Origin of the sequence: Pseudomonas sp. KBW05 (assembly GCF_003852405.1) — a bacterium.
GTDB lineage: Bacteria > Pseudomonadota > Gammaproteobacteria > Pseudomonadales > Pseudomonadaceae > Aquipseudomonas.
The window spans coordinates 72,023-91,285 of record NZ_QAJM01000020.1 but is presented as its reverse complement, the minus strand read 5'-3'; the positions used below and the strand labels follow the sequence as shown (position 1 = coordinate 91,285).

General features: G+C 58.4%; 21 protein-coding genes and 1 pseudogene. 9 read left to right on the top strand and 13 right to left on the bottom strand.

Translation table 11 applies throughout. The features are described from left to right. Positions 1–50: 50 nt before the first annotated feature. The 7 genes from DBR46_RS20400 to DBR46_RS20370 form a co-directional block, all read right to left on the bottom strand. Positions 51–2,234: a TonB-dependent siderophore receptor gene (locus DBR46_RS20400; protein ID WP_256659345.1), complete on the bottom strand. Its 2,184-nt coding sequence runs from the start codon at positions 2,232–2,234 to the stop codon at positions 51–53. 66 nt (positions 2,235–2,300) lie between these two features. Further along, the gene (locus DBR46_RS20395; protein ID WP_124527625.1) at positions 2,301–3,233 is read right to left on the bottom strand and encodes a siderophore ABC transporter substrate-binding protein; all 933 of its coding nucleotides are present in this window, start codon (positions 3,231–3,233) and stop codon (positions 2,301–2,303) included. 8 nt (positions 3,234–3,241) lie between these two features. Then, a complete protein-coding gene (locus DBR46_RS20390) occupies positions 3,242–4,006 on the bottom strand; it encodes an ABC transporter ATP-binding protein (protein WP_124527624.1) in 765 nt (254 codons plus the stop codon). Beyond that, the gene (locus DBR46_RS20385; RefSeq protein ID WP_124527623.1) at positions 4,003–4,935 is read right to left on the bottom strand and encodes an iron chelate uptake ABC transporter family permease subunit; all 933 of its coding nucleotides are present in this window, start codon (positions 4,933–4,935) and stop codon (positions 4,003–4,005) included. The genes DBR46_RS20390 and DBR46_RS20385 overlap by 4 nt, the downstream gene beginning before the upstream one ends. Beyond that, the gene (locus tag DBR46_RS20380) at positions 4,932–5,864 is read right to left on the bottom strand and encodes an ABC transporter permease (RefSeq protein WP_124527709.1); all 933 of its coding nucleotides are present in this window, start codon (positions 5,862–5,864) and stop codon (positions 4,932–4,934) included. The genes DBR46_RS20385 and DBR46_RS20380 overlap by 4 nt, the downstream gene beginning before the upstream one ends. After that, positions 5,864–7,591 (bottom strand): ABC transporter ATP-binding protein, encoded by a 1,728-nt coding sequence (locus DBR46_RS20375; protein ID WP_124527622.1) that lies wholly within the window; start codon positions 7,589–7,591, stop codon positions 5,864–5,866. The genes DBR46_RS20380 and DBR46_RS20375 overlap by 1 nt, the downstream gene beginning before the upstream one ends. Beyond that, on the bottom strand, positions 7,585–9,363 hold the full coding sequence (locus tag DBR46_RS20370; protein ID WP_124527621.1) for an ABC transporter ATP-binding protein: 1,779 nt from the start codon (positions 9,361–9,363) through the stop codon (positions 7,585–7,587). Before DBR46_RS20370 ends, DBR46_RS20375 begins: the two co-directional genes overlap by 7 nt. Positions 9,364–9,479: 116 nt before the next feature. On the opposite strand from DBR46_RS20370, the gene DBR46_RS20365 reads away from it, so the two are divergent. The 3 genes and pseudogenes from DBR46_RS20365 to DBR46_RS20355 all read left to right on the top strand — a co-directional run bounded on the left by DBR46_RS20365 (position 9,480) and on the right by DBR46_RS20355 (position 11,415). Further along, positions 9,480–10,091 carry a TetR/AcrR family transcriptional regulator gene (locus DBR46_RS20365; protein ID WP_124527620.1) on the top strand — a complete coding sequence of 204 codons (612 nt, stop codon included), beginning with the start codon at positions 9,480–9,482 and terminating at the stop codon, positions 10,089–10,091. 34 nt (positions 10,092–10,125) lie between these two features. Beyond that, a pseudogene (locus DBR46_RS20360) lies at positions 10,126–10,278 on the top strand (transposase domain-containing protein); the annotation flags it as partial. 231 nt (positions 10,279–10,509) lie between these two features. After that, complete coding sequence (locus DBR46_RS20355; protein ID WP_124527619.1) at positions 10,510–11,415, top strand: DMT family transporter; 906 nt, start codon at positions 10,510–10,512, stop codon at positions 11,413–11,415. Between the two features lie 54 nt (positions 11,416–11,469). Here DBR46_RS20355 and DBR46_RS20350 read toward each other — a convergent pair whose 3' ends face one another. Further along, positions 11,470–12,246: a nucleotidyltransferase domain-containing protein gene (locus tag DBR46_RS20350; protein WP_124527618.1), complete on the bottom strand. Its 777-nt coding sequence runs from the start codon at positions 12,244–12,246 to the stop codon at positions 11,470–11,472. Between the two features lie 228 nt (positions 12,247–12,474). Between DBR46_RS20350 and DBR46_RS20345 the strand changes: the two genes are divergently transcribed. From DBR46_RS20345 to DBR46_RS20335, 3 genes are all read left to right on the top strand, one after another. Further along, the gene (locus tag DBR46_RS20345; protein WP_124527708.1) at positions 12,475–13,032 is read left to right on the top strand and encodes a helix-turn-helix transcriptional regulator; all 558 of its coding nucleotides are present in this window, start codon (positions 12,475–12,477) and stop codon (positions 13,030–13,032) included. Positions 13,033–13,139: 107 nt separating this feature from the next. Further along, positions 13,140–13,715: an HD domain-containing protein gene (locus tag DBR46_RS20340; RefSeq protein WP_124527617.1), complete on the top strand. Its 576-nt coding sequence runs from the start codon at positions 13,140–13,142 to the stop codon at positions 13,713–13,715. A gap of 186 nt (positions 13,716–13,901) precedes the next feature. Next, positions 13,902–14,375, top strand: a complete 474-nt coding sequence (locus DBR46_RS20335) for a GNAT family N-acetyltransferase (protein WP_124527616.1) — start codon at positions 13,902–13,904, stop codon at positions 14,373–14,375. Positions 14,376–14,483: 108 nt separating this feature from the next. On the opposite strand, the gene DBR46_RS20330 is transcribed toward DBR46_RS20335, so the two are convergent. The 4 genes from DBR46_RS20330 to fos form a co-directional block, all read right to left on the bottom strand. Then, complete coding sequence (locus tag DBR46_RS20330; RefSeq protein WP_124527615.1) at positions 14,484–14,906, bottom strand: hypothetical protein; 423 nt, start codon at positions 14,904–14,906, stop codon at positions 14,484–14,486. 84 nt (positions 14,907–14,990) lie between these two features. Next, positions 14,991–15,446 (bottom strand): VOC family protein, encoded by a 456-nt coding sequence (locus DBR46_RS20325; protein WP_124527614.1) that lies wholly within the window; start codon positions 15,444–15,446, stop codon positions 14,991–14,993. Positions 15,447–15,480: 34 nt separating this feature from the next. After that, positions 15,481–15,912: a VOC family protein gene (locus DBR46_RS20320; protein WP_124527613.1), complete on the bottom strand. Its 432-nt coding sequence runs from the start codon at positions 15,910–15,912 to the stop codon at positions 15,481–15,483. Between the two features lie 152 nt (positions 15,913–16,064). Beyond that, entirely contained in the window at positions 16,065–16,475 is a 411-nt protein-coding gene (fos, locus tag DBR46_RS20315) for a fosfomycin resistance glutathione transferase (protein WP_124527612.1), read from the bottom strand. 114 nt (positions 16,476–16,589) lie between these two features. Here fos and DBR46_RS20310 point away from each other — a divergent pair, with 114 nt between their 5' ends. The 3 genes from DBR46_RS20310 to DBR46_RS20300 all read left to right on the top strand — a co-directional run bounded on the left by DBR46_RS20310 (position 16,590) and on the right by DBR46_RS20300 (position 18,016). Further along, positions 16,590–16,994, top strand: a complete 405-nt coding sequence (locus tag DBR46_RS20310) for a hypothetical protein (protein ID WP_124527611.1) — start codon at positions 16,590–16,592, stop codon at positions 16,992–16,994. A gap of 84 nt (positions 16,995–17,078) precedes the next feature. Further along, positions 17,079–17,681 carry a hypothetical protein gene (locus DBR46_RS20305; protein WP_124527610.1) on the top strand — a complete coding sequence of 201 codons (603 nt, stop codon included), beginning with the start codon at positions 17,079–17,081 and terminating at the stop codon, positions 17,679–17,681. A gap of 11 nt (positions 17,682–17,692) precedes the next feature. Further along, positions 17,693–18,016, top strand: a complete 324-nt coding sequence (locus DBR46_RS20300) for a hypothetical protein (RefSeq protein WP_124527609.1) — start codon at positions 17,693–17,695, stop codon at positions 18,014–18,016. 138 nt (positions 18,017–18,154) lie between these two features. Here DBR46_RS20300 and DBR46_RS20295 read toward each other — a convergent pair whose 3' ends face one another. Further along, positions 18,155–19,105 carry a hypothetical protein gene (locus tag DBR46_RS20295; protein WP_124527608.1) on the bottom strand — a complete coding sequence of 317 codons (951 nt, stop codon included), beginning with the start codon at positions 19,103–19,105 and terminating at the stop codon, positions 18,155–18,157. Positions 19,106–19,263 lie beyond the last annotated feature (158 nt).

The window sequence follows — 19,263 nt, the reverse complement described above, 5'->3', positions numbered from 1 at the left end:
TGCGCAGTCCAGCGGGAGCAAGCTCCCTCGCCACAGGTGCGGTTTTAACCTCAGAAATCCACCGTCGCCGACAACTCGAACGTGCGCGGTGCACCCAACCCCAGGCTGGACGTCAGCGGCATGCCCCAATACGCCTTGTCGGTGACGTTGGTGACCGTGCCACGCAGGGTCACAGGCCGCCCGGCGACCTGCATCGCATACCGCGAGCCCAGGTCGAAAATCGTATAGCCGGGGATCGACTGCGCGTTGTCGTCACTGATGTATTGCTGGGAAACCGCCGTCGCATTGGCGGTCAGCGTCAGGCCGGACACCAGTGACGTGTCCCACTCCACACCGAGCTTGCCTTGCAGCTTGGGCAAGCCGGTGGCCGTCTTGCCTTCATCATCGCCCCCCGGCGACTTGGTGATCTTCGGATCAACATGGGCCACGCCGCCCATCAGACGCACGTCGTCAATGGGCGATCCGAAGAAGCCCCACTCGATCCCACGGTTGCGCTGCTCGCCGCCAAAGGAAAACACATTGGTCACTGGATCGGTGGCGCTGCCCGGGCGCTCGATCTGATACAGGCTGAGGGTGTGGGTGAACGTGCCCAGGTCAAGCTTGAGGCCGATCTCCTTCTGCTTGGATTTATACGGGGCGAAGACATCGCCGTAGTTGGCCGCCGTCATCGGCGCCATCGCGCCTTTGCTCAAGCCCTCGATGTAGTTGGCGTACACCGAGACCTGCTCCGTGAGCTTGACCACCAAGGCTGCAGCGGGCGTGGTCGCGCTTTCGTCATAGCCGGGCTTGTTACGCGCGCCGGTGGTGGTGTTGAAGGTGTCCGTGACCACGTTCTGGCGGCGCACGCCAAGGGTCAGTTGCACTTTGTCGTCCAGGATCGACAAGGTGTCCGCCACGCCGTAGCTGGTCAGCGTGGACTCCGTATGCGCCACCGGCGCAAAGCTGCGCGGCGCCGCTGGCCCCCAGGTCGGGTGATAGATATTGGTCAGCCAATCAGCCCCGGGCACCCAACGCCGGCCGTAGTCCTTTTGCTTGTCGGCATACCGCGTGGCGTTGACCACCCATTGGTGCCCGATCGGCCCGGTCTGCCATTTGCCCTTGAGCCCCACCTCGCCCGAGGTTTTCTCGATGTCCATCTTCAGCTGGCCCATGCTGGTCTTCAAATCGCCGGCGTTATTGATGACCTGAGCCGACATCGCGCCGCTGTAGCGGTAGTGGGTCTCGCTGGCGCCGAACGCCGCGTAGGCCAGCAGTTGCTCAGTCAGGTCAAATTCGCCGCGCACGATCGCGCCCTGGTCCTTGGTATCGACAAACGCCCAGTCCGGGTTGAGCAAGGTGTCGGACTTCGGCGGCTTGGGCACGGCCACATTCGCCGCCAGGCTGATCCCACGGTTTTGCCCGCGCACCCGGTCTTCACTGTTGTAGAGGTCGGCCGACAGCCGCGCACGCTCGCCGCGCCAGTCCAGGCCCAGGGAATTCAACTGGGCTTTCTGCTGTTGATGCTCGGTCGCGGTGTCGCCATCGCGGTACATGCCGTTGAAGCGCACACCAAATTGCTGCCCGTCGCCAAAGCGACGGCCCACATCGAGGTGGCCGCCGAACTGTGCATCGGACATGTAAGTGGTGGTGAACCGCGTCAACGGCTCCGCTCCAGCGCGCTCGGGTACCAGATTGACCATGCCGCCCACCGAACCGCCCGGTGGCATGCCGTTGAGCAGCGCGGACGGGCCTTTCAGCACTTCAATGCGCTCGTACATCTCCGGCGAGATGCGGTAGTACGGCGCCACGCCGAACAGGCCGTCGATGGTCACATCGCTGATGCTGGTGGCGAAACCACGGATCGAATAGTTCTCGCTGTAGGTGCCCTTCAGGCCGTTGCTGAACACCGCAGGGTCGGTCGCGGCGATCACATCGGTGACGGTCTGGGCCTGGCGGTCGGCGATGTACTTTTCCGTGTAGCTGATGGTGCTGAACGGCGTTTCCATAAAGTCCTTGTTGCCCAGCAGGCCGAGCCGGCTGCCGTACGCCACCTGGTCACCGGCATAGGTCAGCGGCAGGTCGGCGGCCGGCGCTTCCCCCTCGACGCGAATCGCTGGCAAGGTGGACACACGGTTTTCTTCAACTTGCGCGAGTTCTTCGGCGAGCGAAGGGGCGCTGCTGATCGCCAGCCCGAGCAAGGCCATGGAGGCAAAACCCGGACGAGCGGGCACAGGGGTACGTGTACGGTGAGTCATGGAAGGCTCCGTAAGGTGGGATGTTTTTTTAGTGTTGGCAGTTTGAAGCGGGGTTAACGCCTGGAGTCAGGGTTGGTAGCCCTGGAGCACATCGGCGATCACTTGCTTGATCGAGCTCGGGCTGGCCGCCATGACGTACCAGGCGTCGGCATCGACAAACACCACGCGCCCGTTTTTCCAGGCATTGGTCTGGCGCAACAACGGGTTGCCCAGGGTGTGCGCGTTGAGCAACGGGCGATGCTCCATCACCGCCGTGCGGTCGACCACGTAGAGAATGTCCGGGTTGGCCTGCTGGATGAATTCACTGGAAATCGGCTGGCCATGCAAGCCGGCCTCGGCGGTCGGGCTCGCCGGTTTCACCCCTAGTTCGGTGAACACAAAGCCGTAGCGCGACTGCACGCCAAATGAGCTGAACGCACCGTTGTTATGCAGCACCACCAAGGCGCGCTCGGGGCGCTCGGCGGTGACGCGTCGCGCTTCGGCAACCTTGGCCTCGAGGGCGGCGACCTGTTGTTGCGCCAGGGCCGGCTTGGCGAAGATCTGCCCGAGGGTCAGCAGGTGCTGCTTGATCACCTCGATATGGCGCTTCTGGCTGTCGCGGTAATCCACGTCGAAATGCACGGTGGGCGCAATTTCGCTGAGTTCGCCGTAGTGCGGGGCCTGCAGCGAGGTGATCAGGATCAGGTCCGGCTTGGCCGCGTGCACCCGCTCCAGGTTCGGCTGGACGATGGCGCCGGTGTCCACCACCGCCGCGTCGTCCTTGTAGCGTTGCAGGAACTGCGGCACGAAGTCCTTGGGCATGCCGGCCACCGGTACGCCCAATTGGTCGAGGAAGTCCACTTCGTTCATGTCCAGGGCCACCACGCGCTGTACGGGCGGCTGGATCAGCGTGGTGCCCAACGCGTGCGTCACGCTGATCGGGGCGACGGCCAAAGCCTGCCCTGGGCCAAGCGCGGCGAGGAACAGGGCGCAGGCCCAGGCGGAGTGTTTAAGGTTCATGGGCGTTCTCATGCGGGGTTGAAGTAGTTGCACAGGCGGCCACGGGCGCCGTGGGTGATCTCGAAGTCGAGGTCGTACAGTTCGCCCAAACGGGCTTCGTTGACCACCTCGGCCACGCTGCCGGCGCAATGCACGGCGCCGGCTTTCATCGCGAGGATGTGGTCGGAGTAATGGGCGGCGAAGTTGATGTCATGCACCACCAGGATCACCGTGCGGCCCTGCTCGTCACACAGCCGGCGCAGCGCGCGCATGATGTGCACGGCGTGCTTGATATCGAGGTTGTTCAACGGCTCGTCGAGCAACAGGCAGTCGGTTTGCTGGGCGATGGTCATGGCGAGGAACGCCATTTGCCGCTGGCCGCCGCTGAGTTCGTCGAGGTAGGCCTTGCGCAAGGGTTGCAGCGCAAGGAAGCTCAGCGCGTCATCGATCACGCGGTGGTCTGCGGCGGTCAGCGCGCCACGGCTGTAGGGGAAGCGCCCGAAAGCCACCAGTTCTTCGACGGTCAGGCGCAGGTTGAAATCCGGCGCCTGGCGCAAGGTGGCCACGCGCTTGGCGTAGTCGCGCAGGGGGATGTCGCCGACCTCGCGGCCGTCCAGGCAAATGTCGCCGCTACTCGGTGCCATCAGCCGCGCGATCATCATCAGCAACGTGGTCTTGCCGGCGCCATTGGGGCCGATCAGCGAGGTCAGGCGCCCGGCCGCAAAGCTCGCGTTGACGCCAGCCAGCACGGTCTTGGTGCCGTAGGTTTTGTGGAGGTTGTGCACAGTGATCATCGGGTGCCTCGGTTGCGCAGCATCAGCGCCAGGAAATACGTGCCGCACAGCAGGTTCACCAGAATGCTGACGGTGGTCTTGTAGTTGAAGACGTGCTCGACCAGCAGTTGCGCTGCGATAAACATCGCGATGGCAATCGCGCTGCCCATGGGCAACGTGATGCGGTGGCGGAACGTGCGCGCCAACGCATAAGTCGTGTTGGCCACGAACACGCCCATGAACGCCGTGGGCCCGAGCAGCCCGGTGGAGATCGCCACCAATGCCGCGACCAATGCCAGTTGCAGGCGCACCACGCGCGGGTAATCCACCCCCAGCGATACGGCTTGGTCGCGGCCGAGGGCGAGCACGTCGAGGGTCGGCAGGGTGCGTGCAAAGCCCAAGCAAAGCGCCGCCACCAGCAACCCCGAGAGCAGCAGTTGCTGTGGCTGCACGCGGTTGAACGACGCCTGGCTGAAGCCTTGCAGGATCGAGAACTCGCCGGGGCTGATCTTCAACTGCACGAACTGCGTGAGCGTGCCGATCACCAGGCTCAACACCAGGCCCAGCAGCAACAGGAAGTACACGTTGCTGTTGCCCCCGCGCAGCAACCAGCGTTGCAGCGCCCAGGAATAGCCGAGCATCAGCAGCACCGACAGTACAAAGTTGCCCTGGCTGCCCAGCACCACCAGGCTGGCGGTGCCCAGTACCAGCACCAACAACGCCTGGAACAACAGGTACACCGCTTCATAGCCCATGATCGCCGGCGTGAGGATGCGGTTGCCGGTGAGCGTCTGGAAGATGATCGACGACCACGCCACGCACACACCGCCAATGCACATCGCCGCCAACCGCGCGAGGCGCTTGGGGATCACGTAATCGAAATCCAGCCCGGAGCGAAACAGCACGAAGCCCAACGCCAGGGCGAGCACCAAGGCCCACAGCCGCTTCATCGCTGCCTCCAGACAATCAACCCGAGGAACAAGCCGCCGCCGACGATGCCGGCAGTGAGGCCAATCGGCACTTCGAACGGGAAGATCAGCAAGCGCCCGAGAATGTCGCAGACCAACAACAGCACAGCACCGCCGAGGGCGACGATGGGCAGCGTGCGGCTGAGGTTTTCGCCGTAGTACAAGGCCACCAGATTGGGAATCACCAACCCGACAAAGGGGATCGAACCGATGGTGATCACCGTCGCCGCCACGGTCACGGCCACCAGCAACAGGCCCAGCGCCGCCGTGGCCGCGTAGTTCAGGCCCAGGCTGGTGGCCATGCCCTCGCCCATGCCCATCACGGTGAAGCGCTGCGCATACAGGTAAGCCAACGCGACGATGGGCAGGATCAGGTAAATGATCTCGTAGTTGCCCTGCACCACCTTGGAAAAATCCCCCAGCAGCCAGCCCTGCATGCTTTGCAGGATATTGTGGCGGTACGCATAAAAATCGGCGATGGCACTGAGCACGCCGCCGTACATCAGGCCGATCACCGGCACCAGCAAGGTGTGGTGAAAACGCAGGCGCCGGATGATCGCCAGGAACACCAGGCTCGCCGCAAAGCAACACAGCAGCGCAAACAGCATGCGCACGCTCGCGTTGGCCGCCGGCGCCACGCCCAGCGAAACGAGGATGCCGAGCTTGGCCGCGTCCAGGCCGCCGGTGGTGCCCGGCTCCACGAACTTGTTGCGCAGGATGTGCTGCAAGATCACCCCGCACACCGCCAAGCCGACGCCGGTCAACACCAGCGCGGCCAGGCGCGGCAGGCGGCTGGCCGTCAGTGTCAGCCACGCGTCGCCGTCGAATGCCAACAGGTCGATCTCACGGGCGCCAACCAGCAGCGACACACCGCACAGCACCAGCAACACGCCACAGCCCACTAGCCGCATCATGCAATCCGCCAACCACGGGCCGCCCGGCGCTGGGCGAGGAACTGCGCGTACCGCCCACCACTGGCCGCCAAGGTCAAAGGCGTGCCCTGCTCGACGATCTCACCATCATCCAGCACCAGAATCTGATCGGCCATGGCCACCGTCGACAACTGGTGTGCGATCACAATCAATGTGCAGCGCCCGCGCAGCCTGGCCAGCGCCTCGGCGATGGCGGCCTGGTTGTAGGTATCGAGGGCGGCGGTGGCTTCGTCCACCAGCAAGATCGGCGCGTCCTTGAGCAACGCGCGGGCAATGGCGATGCGTTGGCGCTCGCCCCCCGACAACCGCGCCCCGCCCTCGCCCACCGGCGTGTGCAGGCCCTGGGGCAAACGCGCAATGATCTCGGCCACGCCGGCTTGCTGCGCCACAGCGGCAATCTCGGCCAGGCTGGCGTCCGGTTTACCGAGGCGGATGTTGTCGGCAATGCTGCCCTGGAACAGGTAGGTGTCCTGGAAAATCTGACTGATCTGCGCGGCCAGCGCCGCATCGGACATCTCGCGCACATCCACACCACCGATCAACACCTGGCCCCGGCTTGCATCGAAGAAGCGCGCCAGCAGCCGCACCAGCGTGGTCTTGCCCGAGCCCGACGCGCCGATCAGCGCGGTCATGCTGCCCGATTCGATGCGCAGGCTCACGCCGCGCAGCACCTGGGGTTCGCCAGAGGCATAACGAAAGCTGACGCTGCGCAATTCCACCGAACTGTCCGTTGGCATTTTCGCTTGCGCGGCGACCGGTAATGGCTGTTCGGCCAGAATGCTGTGCACCGCGTCAAGCTGGGCGTTGGCACTGCGCAGGATCTCGCCATAACTGGCGACTTCCAACAACGGTTCGATGTAACGACACACCAATACCAAGGTCACGCAGGCGGCAATTGCCTCGTGGGCCTCCAGCGCGTCGCACCACAGCGCGACGGCCACCAGCAGCGCGCAGAAGATTCCTTGCACCGCCCAGGCATTGAGCACCGCCGACAATGACGAGCGATAAATCAAACGCTGGCCGGACTGGCGCTGCTGGTCGATGGCCTGGTCCAGCAAACGCGTAGCGCCGCCGCTGCCATTAAACGCGCGCAATACCGACTGGGCCTGGGCAAACTCGACCATGCGCTGGCTGGTCTGGGCGAAGTGCTGCTGATAGGTGCTGTCGGCACTGTGGCCGAGGCGCGCGGTGAGCAGCATCACGCCCACCAACACCGGCAGCGCCAGCAACGCCAACACGCCCAGCGGCCAGTGCAACGTAAACAGTGCGGCAACCAGCACCAACGGCGTCACCGCGCCGCTGATTACCGGGGTGAAGACATGCGCCGGCAACTGCGCCACCGCCATCATGCCCTGGGTGATGAGATGGCCGAGCCGTGCACTGTTTTGTGCGCTGAACCAGCCCACCGGCAGGCGCGCCACGTGATCGCCGAGGCGTTGCCGCGCGCCTTGCAGCACCGCCACGCCAACGGCCACACCGGCCTTGTCGAGTGCGCGGCGCCACAGCGCGCAGGCCATCACGCCGACCAGCAGCGCGACCAACCAACGCCCAGCCTCCACTGCATCCCCGGCCAACAAGTGGCTGAGCACCGGCACCAGCGTGAGCAAGGTCAACCCGCTGAGCATGCCGTAAAACACCGCCATCACGGCATAGCGGCGCAGCGTGGGCGCGTCTTCACCGAGCAGGCGCACAAAAGTCTTCAGCATGGTTGCACCGCCTGTGGTTCGCTGCGGGCGTAATCGCCCAATTGCCATAACCGCGCGTAGAGCCCGCCGTGGGCCAGCAGGTCGGCGTGACGGCCCTGCTCGTGCAGAGTGCCGTCGTGGATAAAGAGGATCTGGTCGGCATGCATCACCGTGTCGAGCCGATGGGCGATGACCAGCAGCGTGCGGCCCTGGGCGAAGCGCGACAGGGCTTGCTGGATCGCCACTTCGTTGTCGGCATCGGCGGCGGCGGTGGCCTCGTCGAGTACCAGCACGGGCGGGTCCAGCAGCACTGCACGGGCGATGCTGAGGCGCTGTTGTTCGCCGCCGGAGAGCTGGGCGTCTTCACCGATCACCGAGTCGTAACCACGTGGCAGGCGCAGGATGCGGTCGTGGATGTTCGCCGTGCGCGCGGCTTGTTCAATGTCTAGTTGGGTCGCGGTGGGTTGGCCGAGGGCGATGTTGTCGCGCACGCTGGCGTTGATCAGGCGCACCTCTTGCAGCACAAACCCGATGCGCTGATACAACAGCGGCGTGTCGAGGTGGCGCAGGTCGGCGCCGCCGAGGGTGATGCGCCCGCTGCTGGGATCGAAAAACCGCAGCAGCAGGCGCGCCAGCGTTGACTTGCCGGCACCGGACAAACCGACGATGGCCGTGGTCGTGCCCGGTTGCAGGGTGAAATTGATATCGCTGAGCACCGCATAGTCGCCTTCATAGGCATAGCCGACCTGCTCAAAACAGATCGTGTTGCCGCTGGGCAATTGCACGGCCTCTTGCGTCAGCGTCGGTGTGTCCAGCAAGCGCTGCACGCGCTGCGCGGCGCCGGTGGCGTTGTTCAAATCGTGGGTGATGTAGTGCAACAGCAGCAACGGCGCGCTCAGACCCGGCGCCACCAGTACGAAGGGCAGCACGTCCACGGGCGCGATCCAGCCCAGGCCAACAAACAGCGTACCGGCTGCCAGCACCACACCGAGCACGGTGACCGGCGCGATCATCGCATTGGCATTTGCCATCGACGCCACCAGCGGGCGGGTGAAGTCGATAAAGGTCGTGGCGAACGTATCGATGGCGCTGCGATAAGCCCCATGCGCCTTGCCGCTGGCGCCGAACGCCTTGACCACCGGAATGCCATTGACGAACTCCACCACCGCGTTGTCGATGCGCGCCATCGCGCTGACAAATTCCTGCATACTCGCGCCGCTGGCGCGCATGGCCCGCGAGAAAAACAGGAAATACCCGGCAAACGGCAGCAGCGCCACCAGCGCCAGGCGCCAGTCCATGACAAACAGGTAGACCGCCGACACCAACACCGCCCCGCCCGCGCGGCCAGCGGTGGTGTAGAAGTGCGCGGTGAGGCTGTGCAGCGTATTGATATCGTCCTGCATCGCCCGTTTCACTTCGCCCGAGGCCCGGCTGCTGAACCAACCCAGCGGCACACAGCTCAAGCGCTGGGTGATCGCGCGGCGCAAGTGGTGAGTGAGGCGATTGTCAGCCAAGTGCGCAAGCAGCTCAGCAGCGAATATCAACGCCATCCCCGCGAAAAGGCTGACAGCGCTAAGGCCAACAACCCACCACACTTCGCTCGACAGCTGACCGCCAGCGCCGAGTACACGTGCGGCGATATGGGCGATGGCCGCCAGCGGTACCAGCGTGAGCATGGCGCCGACAGCGGCCAGCCCGGCGGCTATGCAAAGACGCCCACGGATAGGCGTCAGAATCCGGCTTAGGGTGCCTGCGACTTGAGGGTTGGCCGAAGCCGCTTCAGGAGAGTCCATTGACAGAAAAAGTCCGTTTGAGAATCAGAATCATATTTAGTTGCATGACTATAAACTAATTTGCGCAAAGCCGACAAGACAGCTACAACCTTGTGTTCAGCGATTAAGGAATACCCATGGAACCCGCAAAAAAACCCGCCACCCGCGGCCGCCCGCCGAGCATCACCCGCGAACGCATCGTCGACGCCGGCATCGAGATGGGCCTGCCCAACATCACCTTCGTCGGGCTGGCTGCGGCGTTGGGGGTCAGCCATATGGCGCTGTACAAACACGTGGCCAACCTCGAAGCGCTCAAGGCCATGGTTGCCGAAGAAATCTTCACCCGCTGGCAGATCCCCCAGGACTGCGGCGATGCCGACGGCGGGTTGAAGGACTACCTGATCGTGTTCGCCACCTCTGTACGCGAATTCGTCAAATCCCACCCCGGGCTGACCCCCTACGTAATCCGCCGCGCGGCCGCGACCGCACCGATGCTGGCCAAGATTGATGGGCATCAGGCGTTGATTGCGCAGGGGTTTGGGGTGAGCAAGGAACAGGCGCGCTGGCTGCTGGCGACGGTGGCGTTTCACTGCATGGCGGTGGCGGACACGGTGTATACGGTGACGCAGCGGGAGCCGGTGGTGGAGACCTCTCGTGCCGCTGAAGAGGCGGAGATGGAGGTGGAGTTGGCGCGGGGGATGGAGGCGTTGGTGGTGGGGGCGTTGGTGATGATGAGCGAGGCTCGATAACTCCTGCTCGCCCCTGCATGATCATGCGCACCACGAACGGGCGGCGCCGATCATGAGTTTGATCCAGTCTGCGCGGCTCAATGAGCATGATCCGTATGCACATCTGAAGAATGTTCTAACGCGCCTGCCGACGCAGCGGGCGAGTGACATCGAGCAGTTGCTACCGCATAGGTGGCAGCTGGTTTAATCACAAAAGGCGTGATGCCCAAACGCCCAAACATTTTCGGCAGCAAGAATCGGAGTGCGGGCACATTTCGAAGCCCCTTACGATGAGACTCCAAACTTAGAGGAGTCCACCATGACTTCCGTATAGCCGGCCTTTTCCCCTTAACCACTCCAATACATTTTTGGATTGCCCGGCATTCGCTTTGCAATTCTCGAGTCATTTTGAGTTAACGAACGGCGCTGAAGGCAACCCATGAAATTATCCGATTATGTTCGACTACTTGCTCTGGCGGCGATCTGGGGCGCCAGTTTCCTCTTCATGCGCATCTCGGCGCCTGTTGTGGGTGCATTGCCGACTGCATTTTTTCGCGTGTTGTTGGGCGCTATTGGCTTGGCCGTCATTCTTGCCATTTTAAAAACCAAGGCCGACTTCAAAGGCAAGCTGCAGCAGACCATGGTATTGGGCGTTATCAATTCGGGCATCCCATTTTTGATGTATAGCGTGGCGGCACTGCTGTTACCTGCCGGCTATTCAGCAATTTTCAATGCGACCACACCGATGATGGGCGTCTTGATCGGTTGGATGTGTTTCAGCGATTCGTTGACACTGAAAAAAGGCGTCGGCGTGTTGATCGGGCTTATGGGCATTACGTTGCTGACCAGCACCGGCCCCGTCACACTTTCAATGAACGTGGTCATGGGCGCGTTGGCATGTTTAGTCGCCACCAGTTGCTACGGTGCAGCAGGATTTCTGACGAAACGATGGGTAGCTGACAAGGGTGGGCTTGACGCGAAACTCGTAGCTTTTGGCAGTCAGATTGGCGCGACACTGTTTCTCGTACCGTTTTTCGGAGTCTCAACCGCCATAACCCCACCGGCGAGCTGGGGTAACCTAGAGGCTTGGATAGCACTGGTTGCGTTGGGTTTCATCTGCACTGCGTGTGCCTACATCCTGTACTTCCGCTTGATCGCGGATATCGGGCCGGTGCGTTCGTTGACCGTGACCTTCCTTATCCCTCCCTTCGGCGTTCTGTGGGGTGTGATGTTCCTTGGTGAACGTCTTTCGGCCGCGCATTTGTACGGCGGCGGCCTCATCTGTTTAGCCGTGTGGTTTGTTCTCAGCAAGAGCACGCCAAAGCAAGAACTCAAACGCTTGTAGGGACAAACTTATTTATTTTTTGTGAAATAAATATGTCTCTTTTTTGCCACGGACTTAACCGGTTTCTGAAGCCATCCAGATCAGAAAACTACGCAGATGAGCCGCAAATTCTTTTGGCCCGGCGTCCGGATTCCTTGCCTGGGATAAGAAAAAGCAGGCCTGCATGCGCATACACGGAAAATGCTGAACAAACAGTTCGACATGCTCTTCCAGTGTTTGCGGCCACATCAAGTCCTGCTCAGAACGAAGTACTTGAGTTGACCGGATAAGTTTGCGCGAAGCTTCACGTTGCAAACGCAGCGATTGCGTCGGTATCGGCGCCTGCTCGATTAGGTCGGCATACCGGGTCAGTACGGATGCAAAGTCACCATTTACCGCAATGGCGATATCACGCGATGGCTTGAACCGATCGAAATGTTTGCTCAGATCATTACCCCCTATGCAACGACAGTGATGCTTGAGCCAATACCCCCAGCTCAATCGATTGTCAGCCGCCAATACTTCGGCTCGACTACCGATATCAAAATCGATCTTGATGACTTCGGTATGCCGACTTTCCAGCGCGCGCCGTTTCGTCTCCAGCATTTCCAGATCTTGCGATGCGGGAGGGTTTTGCAGGACGAGGGTCAGGTCCAGATCGGAAACCGCGGGCACGGCGTCGCCTCTTGCGACGCTGCCGTACAGGTAAATGCCGTCCAGCAGAGGGGGCGACCGAGTGAGCGTCATGCAAACGTCTGCCAGTACATCCTGAAACTGTGGCTGCACCTCGACATTGGGTAAGGTGAGGATGTAACCGTCGGCGTCGATGCCACTTGGGTGGAGTCGGTCCATGGAGCCGTCCGTTGAGTGTGTTCAGGGAGGGACTTTAACAGGGTCGATGGGGCATGCCTCTCGCTGGAGAGGCGGATTTGTGGACGGCTGCTTTCGGCCAGAAGCAGTCGTTCATAGGGGAAGACACAGCTTTCGCAAAATCGATCCAGCTTTAATCTACCCAGCCCATTTGCAGATGTGTACCGCATGGATCAGACTTGCTCGCCCTTCCACTTTCCGTATTCCGAAATGTCTGACATATGGCCAAACCCCACCTTGCCCGGCGTCATGCTAAGGCGGTGGCGTCAGTTACACCGGGTCAAACAGTCTCATGCGGCGGAGTTGTTCAGCGTCACCCAATCGACCATCTCACGTTGGGAGAGTGGCGCGCTGGCGTTGGATCCCCTCGCACACAGAACGCTTGAGAAATTATTGGCCGCTCGCCTTTCAACAGCCGCAGATCAAGCGCTTGGCCGAATGGTGCGTGAAAGCTCGCGTCCCGTTCATCTCATTTGCGATTTGACGCACCGTTTGCTTGCCTGCTCACCTTCGCGAGCAGCCCAGTTCGCGACGCCTGTCAGCGAGCTGTTGGGACGCTCACTATGGCGCTTCGCGACACCCAATATCCTTAGCAAGGAAGTTGACCTGGATAAATCGGGTTGGCGGGAAGCTTTCGCACCACCTGCACTGGAATTTCTAACAGGTAACAATGATTCGCCCATCGTTCCGATTAGCCAAAGCCTTTGTCGCTGGACACGTATCCCTCTTTCGGACGGAACAACAGCACGGCTGGTTGAGTCGCTCTGACTGCGTCGTCCTGCATATTTTATGCGTGGACGCTGAGCGCCTTGAGATTTAGTCTGGCCTGAACAAGGTGAGCAATATTCTGCTCGCCGAATGAGTTAGAGGTGTTCATGGACATCGAAAAAATCAAAGGGCGCCTCGAGTTTCTACGCGAGACGGAAAAGCTCAAGGATGTACTCAGAAGCGCACACACTTCTTCCGGGCGCACAGAAAGCACCGCGGAGCATAGCTGGCGTCTTTGCCTGATGGCCGTTGTCTTCAGCGATTACCTGCCGGGACTCGATAAGTTGAAAATGCTCAAGATGTGTCTCGTCCACGACTTGGGAGAGGCCATCAGCGGAGATATTCCCGCCGTCAATAAAAATTCTTTCCCCGATAAGAGTGAGCAAGAGAGACGCGATCTCGTACTCTTGACCAGAGCCCTGGACGAATCTTTAAAGACCGAGATATTGGCACTTTGGGATGACTACGAAAGTGCTTTGTCGCCCGAGGCCGTAGCCGTCAAGGCGCTGGACAAGCTGGAAACAATGCTCCAGCACAATCAGGGCAAGAACCCACCTGACTTCGATTACGAATTCAATCTTGCCTATGGCAAAAAATACACAGATGCCGCCCCTCTCTTCGAGACGCTTCGTAATATCATCGACCAGGAAACCAAAGAAAACATGCTTGCAAACCCGAAGTGAATCAGCAGCAACCTTGCTGGGCACGCGTTTCAACTGACTTTGCACACCGAACACCGTGGACTCTTGCTAGGGTTTCGTGGAGCGTCCGATTCTGGCCAAAAGCCGACGGTCGCGCAAAGCCGCATTGCCGAGCAAGTGAAAAATCTACCGATACTGGCCACCCTGGATGATAGTTGGAGCGCAAATATGCCCGTCCCATCCAATCAAAACTCCCCAATCATTTTGGTCCTGGCTCAACAAAGCGACTTGGATAACCTTGTAGCCATTCGAATCGAGGCCATGCGCGAAAGTCTGGAGCGTGTTGGGCGATTTGATCCAGTGCGCGCGCGCGAGCGGTTCACTGACGGATTCGACGCTGGCAACACACGCTACATCGAGGTAGCTGGACAGAGGGTTGGTTTTATAGTGGTCACGCATCACCATAATGAACTCTGGCTCGACCACTTGTATGTGAAACCGAGCGCGCAAGGATCAGGTGTAGGGTCTGCTGTTCTTGCACAGATTTTCAAAGAGGCGGATGCGGCTGCGCTCCCGATTAAAGTGGGTGCTCTCAAAGAAAGCGCTTCGAATCGCTTTTATATCCGCCATGGCTTCCAACTCATCGAAAGTGCTGAATTCGACAATTATTATGTTCGTCAGTGTGTTCCGGCTGAACGCTAACAGGGGGTCAGATTGATTTTTTCAGCAATAAATCTGTCCTTTTTTTGCGCTTTTTTGTTCCCCTGCGGACTCGTCATTATGAGCAAGGCTAGTGGTTTCAACCATTTGTTAGCTAGTGGTAATCGCAAATAGGTTTTTGCACAAATAGGTATCCTCTCTCGGAATGAAATCTTCGGGGCTTTCGTTGCAGGAAAAAGCTTCGAAAACGTGGTTGATGATTTTTTTTGCTTGGTCGGCAGTAAGGGTATGAGTGTCTATCAGGTCAAGAAGAGCATCGGCTATCTCGTTTAAACTAATGCAATATTCTTCAGCAGCAGCCCTAAGCAGGGCTCGCATCTCCCTGTATTGACTATCTGAATTTACGTTGTTTTTCAGAAACTCAAGTGGAGCTTCCAGAATGTCAAAAGGATAAATTTCTTGATACCTTTCGCAGTATTCTATAAGGGTCCGCCTTACCTTTACTCCATCAATTTTTTGAGAATCAGCACCTAACAGTGCATTAATTTTCGTATTAGCTATCCAGCTTTTCATCGCGAAATTTACCTTGCTTGTTGCTGATCCACCGCCATCGAGGGCAAGCCCGCTCCCACAGTTGGATTGCGTTGTATCAGATACTCAAGAAAACGCTGCCGCTATAAACGCCTCCAGCGCTTTGTCTTCGAGGATTTCGATAGAGAACTGCCCAAAGCGCTTAGGTAGCCAAATAATCCGTGCTCCCGACGGCGATTGAAGGTTCGCCCGAGCCAATGGCTTTCCGTTTTCGTCTTCTGGCTGAACACCGGCGGCCATCAGTTCGTCGTAGGCCTTCTCGATATCCGGTGTCGAATAGCAGTGCCGATAAATCATCCCTTCTCCCGAGGCGTCCAATAGCTCCTTCAGGTTCCCCGCCAATGGCTGGACCAACATGAAACGCTCTTGACCGATCAGCGCAATCGCATAGCGCACGTGCAGGCCACCTCGTTCCCAGACGAGGGTTTTGGATATCCTGGCATTCAGTATCTGCGCGTAGTAAGCGCAGGCTTCTTCGAGATTATTGACCAGTACATCTACGTGACTGAACTTCAGATCCATTGCCGGCCTCCTGTTGAAACGACGTGCGTGTTGATCAGATTGCGCAAGCCGGTCGCTCGCCCAACCGCTGTACCAGCCTGACGAGATAACCATCAGGATCCTGAACGATAAATTCGCTCTGGCCTACTTCCAGATCTTGCGCCCGATACCAGGTATCTTTGCATTCCAGGTACAGCGCAAATCCAGCCTGTTCAAGTTTCTGCATGATCGGTGCGACGGCCTCAACATCAATCTGCAGGTTGATGCCTCTGCCAAACGGCTTGGCGAGCGGCGCGGTCAGCCATTGGCCCGCGCTGGGGTCAACCTGCTCTAGCATGACTTGAGCGCCGCTCAAATCAAGGTAGGCAAATCCGTCTTCCGGGCGTTGATAAACCACGTTGAATCCCAGGCATGAAACCCAGAAATTCAGGCTGTTCTCCAGGTTGGTTACCATTAACTCTGGCACCAGTTTATTGCGTTCGAACATTAGATGACTTCCATTTCACAAGGGTCTTTCGGTCTGCGGGCATGATGACGCCAAGACTACAACACGTGTCTTGATACAGGCTTCACTGATCCACCGCCATCGCGGGCAAGTCGAATCGTCGCACTGCCGCTCCCACGGTTGGCCAATAACGGTCAGTCAAAGAACTCCATACCCGCATACGGCTGGCGTCGGCATTGTTCAAGCCGGGAAGCCAGGTTGCCGACATGCACTTCCAGGCGATGCCCATCGGGATCTGCAAAATAAAACGAGTTACCCTCGCTCGAATTGGATTTCCACTCGATAACCTTAAGACGCCGCAAGCAAGCGGTGACTTCCTCAAAATCGTCCTGCTCCACCGAAAACGCGTAGTGGGTGTAATCCGGCTGTTGCTCCGACACTCGGTTCTCATCAAGAGACAGACACAGCCAGAGATCACCGAGGGAAAGATAAGCGCCCGCTTCCCAGCGAGCGGCCAATTTAACGCCAGGAAGCGCACGGTAAAACTCGACACTGCGAGAGAGGTCCGCAACCGCCAACGTAAGATGATTCAAACTAGTCAACATGAGCCTTTACCCTGAACCCACCGTCTAGAATGGATGAGCGTATCAACACCGACTTTTTCAACACAAGCAGCCCAACGCTGCCCCTCCAATTACTTGTTTTGAACGTGGAACTGCATGAATAACCCACTCGCCCTTTTAATCAGCGACTACCAAGCAAGCGTTGCGAGCGCTGTGGACTTGCTGCAGCGGTCCGGTATCCCCCGCCCCCCAACCAATACCGATTGGGTGGGCACTGACATTCCTCAGCGCGGCGAGTTGGAAGGCGGTGTGCGTTACTTCAAGCACGGCTATGGCTGCGCGGTTCACCTGCCCACAGGCACAGTCGACTTTGACTTTGGGGCCCGGGGTGAGATCGATGGCTTCGACGCATGGCGACTTGCCGGTTTTGCCGGCGACAGGTTGTCGGCGTACGGTTTTGCCGATGAGGCTGCACTCACCGAGTGCTTCAAGGCAGAAGTCGCGGCCGGTTCTCTCGCGTATTCCGGATATATTCTCTACTACGTCGCGGATGACACCTGACAATTCCTGGCGAAATTTTACCGGTCTTGCAATGCACGCCCTTTCTTGTGGTCTCTACCCCGACGCCGCAAAAGGACACGCTCCATGTCGATACGCCCTGCACTCTGCCTGCTGGCCCTGCCGTTTTTCGCCGGCTGCCAGTATTTCCCTCACACCGATTACTTCACAGCACCTGCAAACGAGCCCAACCCCGCCTGGGTACGCATCGTCAACTTTACGCAGCATGCCGACCTGTACCAATACCAAAACGGCATACGTTCGGGCGGTGTCATTCGCAGTGGGCCACTGCCGTTCACCCTTACGCAGGATGAGGGAATGCCCAAAGCCGGGCAAAATCTCACGTCGGACTATTACGAAACGCGGGTCAGACCCGGCATCGAAACCCACGTGGGCATGTTCTGGGAGGGGGCGCGCACGCAATCCTGCTCTGTCACGGCGAAGTTCACGCCCCAGGCTGGGCGTTTTTACCAGTTCCGGCTGACATCGGGTTCGGCCGGCACCTGTACGCTGTACCCGTCGCTGATCGAGCGCGATAAGGATGGCGACGGCTGGCATCTCACGCCAAACTCGCAGGTGACCTACAAGGGTGAAGGGCCGACGGCGAAAACCCATTACAGCAATAGCCGCTTCGAGGATTCCGATTACCATCCGCCTGCGGAGCTTTATCCGGGCGTGGATGTTTTATAAGGAGTCGTTAATTGGGTGTCAGGAATTACTGGATATCGCTCGGCGAACGAGCATCAGAGGATCTGTTTGCATGGTCGGCTTTTGTCGCGCAAACCGAGTTCCTGTGGCAAGACAGTGCTTTGGTCCAGGACGCCGTCGCTTGGCAGCGTGTCTGGTTCGAGCTGGAGATCATCAACGGGCTGGCGTTGGCGCAATGGGACGATGAGGGAAGGCCTGATGACTGGTCAGGTGTCTGGGACAAAGTCTATCGGCAAGAAGCGGCTGGCCTGGCGACTGAGCTGGTAGGACTAACTAAAGACTCACGTGCAATAAAAATAAAAAGCCCGACTTCCTGATACAGGAAACCGGGCTATCGAGCCTAAAGGCCGCGTTTCAACACGCGCAAACGATTGACTCATCTACGGGCTTACAAAACTAGAGTCGGCTCCCCGAGAAGACTCCGCATGCAGAGTTTTCTCGGTGTTCACAAACACTTATCTTATTGTGCCTCGGGTATCGAAATACTTCTCCGAACTCAAGTCTTCGTATGCTTTTTTCACTGAAAAATTACCGGACCTTTGCTGCATCTTGCTGGACACGGCACTTAGCGTGATTAAAAATTCCTTGCATTGCGTTCTGTTTTCTTGAAGCTTGAAGCTGAGAGCTTCCAAAGCATGAGCGATTACAAGTTCAGGGTTTGCCTGCATAAATGACAAGACTGTTTCAATGAGAGATACGCGTATTTTCTTTTCGCCGTCGGTCATGTCGGCGATGCTCTTGGCCATTGAAGCTTGAAAGCTGTCTATGTCCTCATCCTCGATGAATGCTTTTAAAAACAAGAAATGATCACTGTCGTCCACGATGCGACTCATATCATTTGCTATTTTTGAATATGAAATTTCTGCACCCTCGCCCTTGAACTGTTCAAGCCCTGCATTCAGCGCCAGAACCGACTCCAGGTATGACAAGTAAGTCCTGTTACTCTCATTGTAAGAGTCCATGACATCGCTGATTTCTTTTTTAATTATATCTACCGCTTCACTTTCGTCACCAATAGAATATAAAGAAGGGAAAATTGTATACTTCAGCATCTCTCCTTTCTCGTAAAACTCACCCATGGCGGATATGCTTTTTCTAAACAGCTCGGCAATTTCTTTCGCTGCCTTTTTTTCGATTTTCAAATACTCAGCAAAATACTCATCACCTTGACTTAAAGGTACGTCTATTTTCTTCTCAATTGACGTGTTCAACATAACGAATGAATTGAATGATTTCGCCATGTCAGTGATGGAGATATTTATGTTTTCTATTATCGTTGACCTGGCGCTGTCGGCCACTCCAATTTTTCGCTCTTTGATGGCATTTACCCAGAACGTGCCCACCGCAATTAAAATGGTCACGCTGGTGGCCAAGTCTATACCCACTTGAATGTTATCTACCCACATCTTAATTTCCTTATAATAGCTTCATGATGAATTCGCGCTGACCCACTTCTAGGTGTTCAGCCTGGTACCAGATGTCTTTGCACTCCAGATACAGCGCAAAACCAGCCTGATCAACTTTCTGGATGATCGGTGCGACGATCTCGACATTAATTAATACT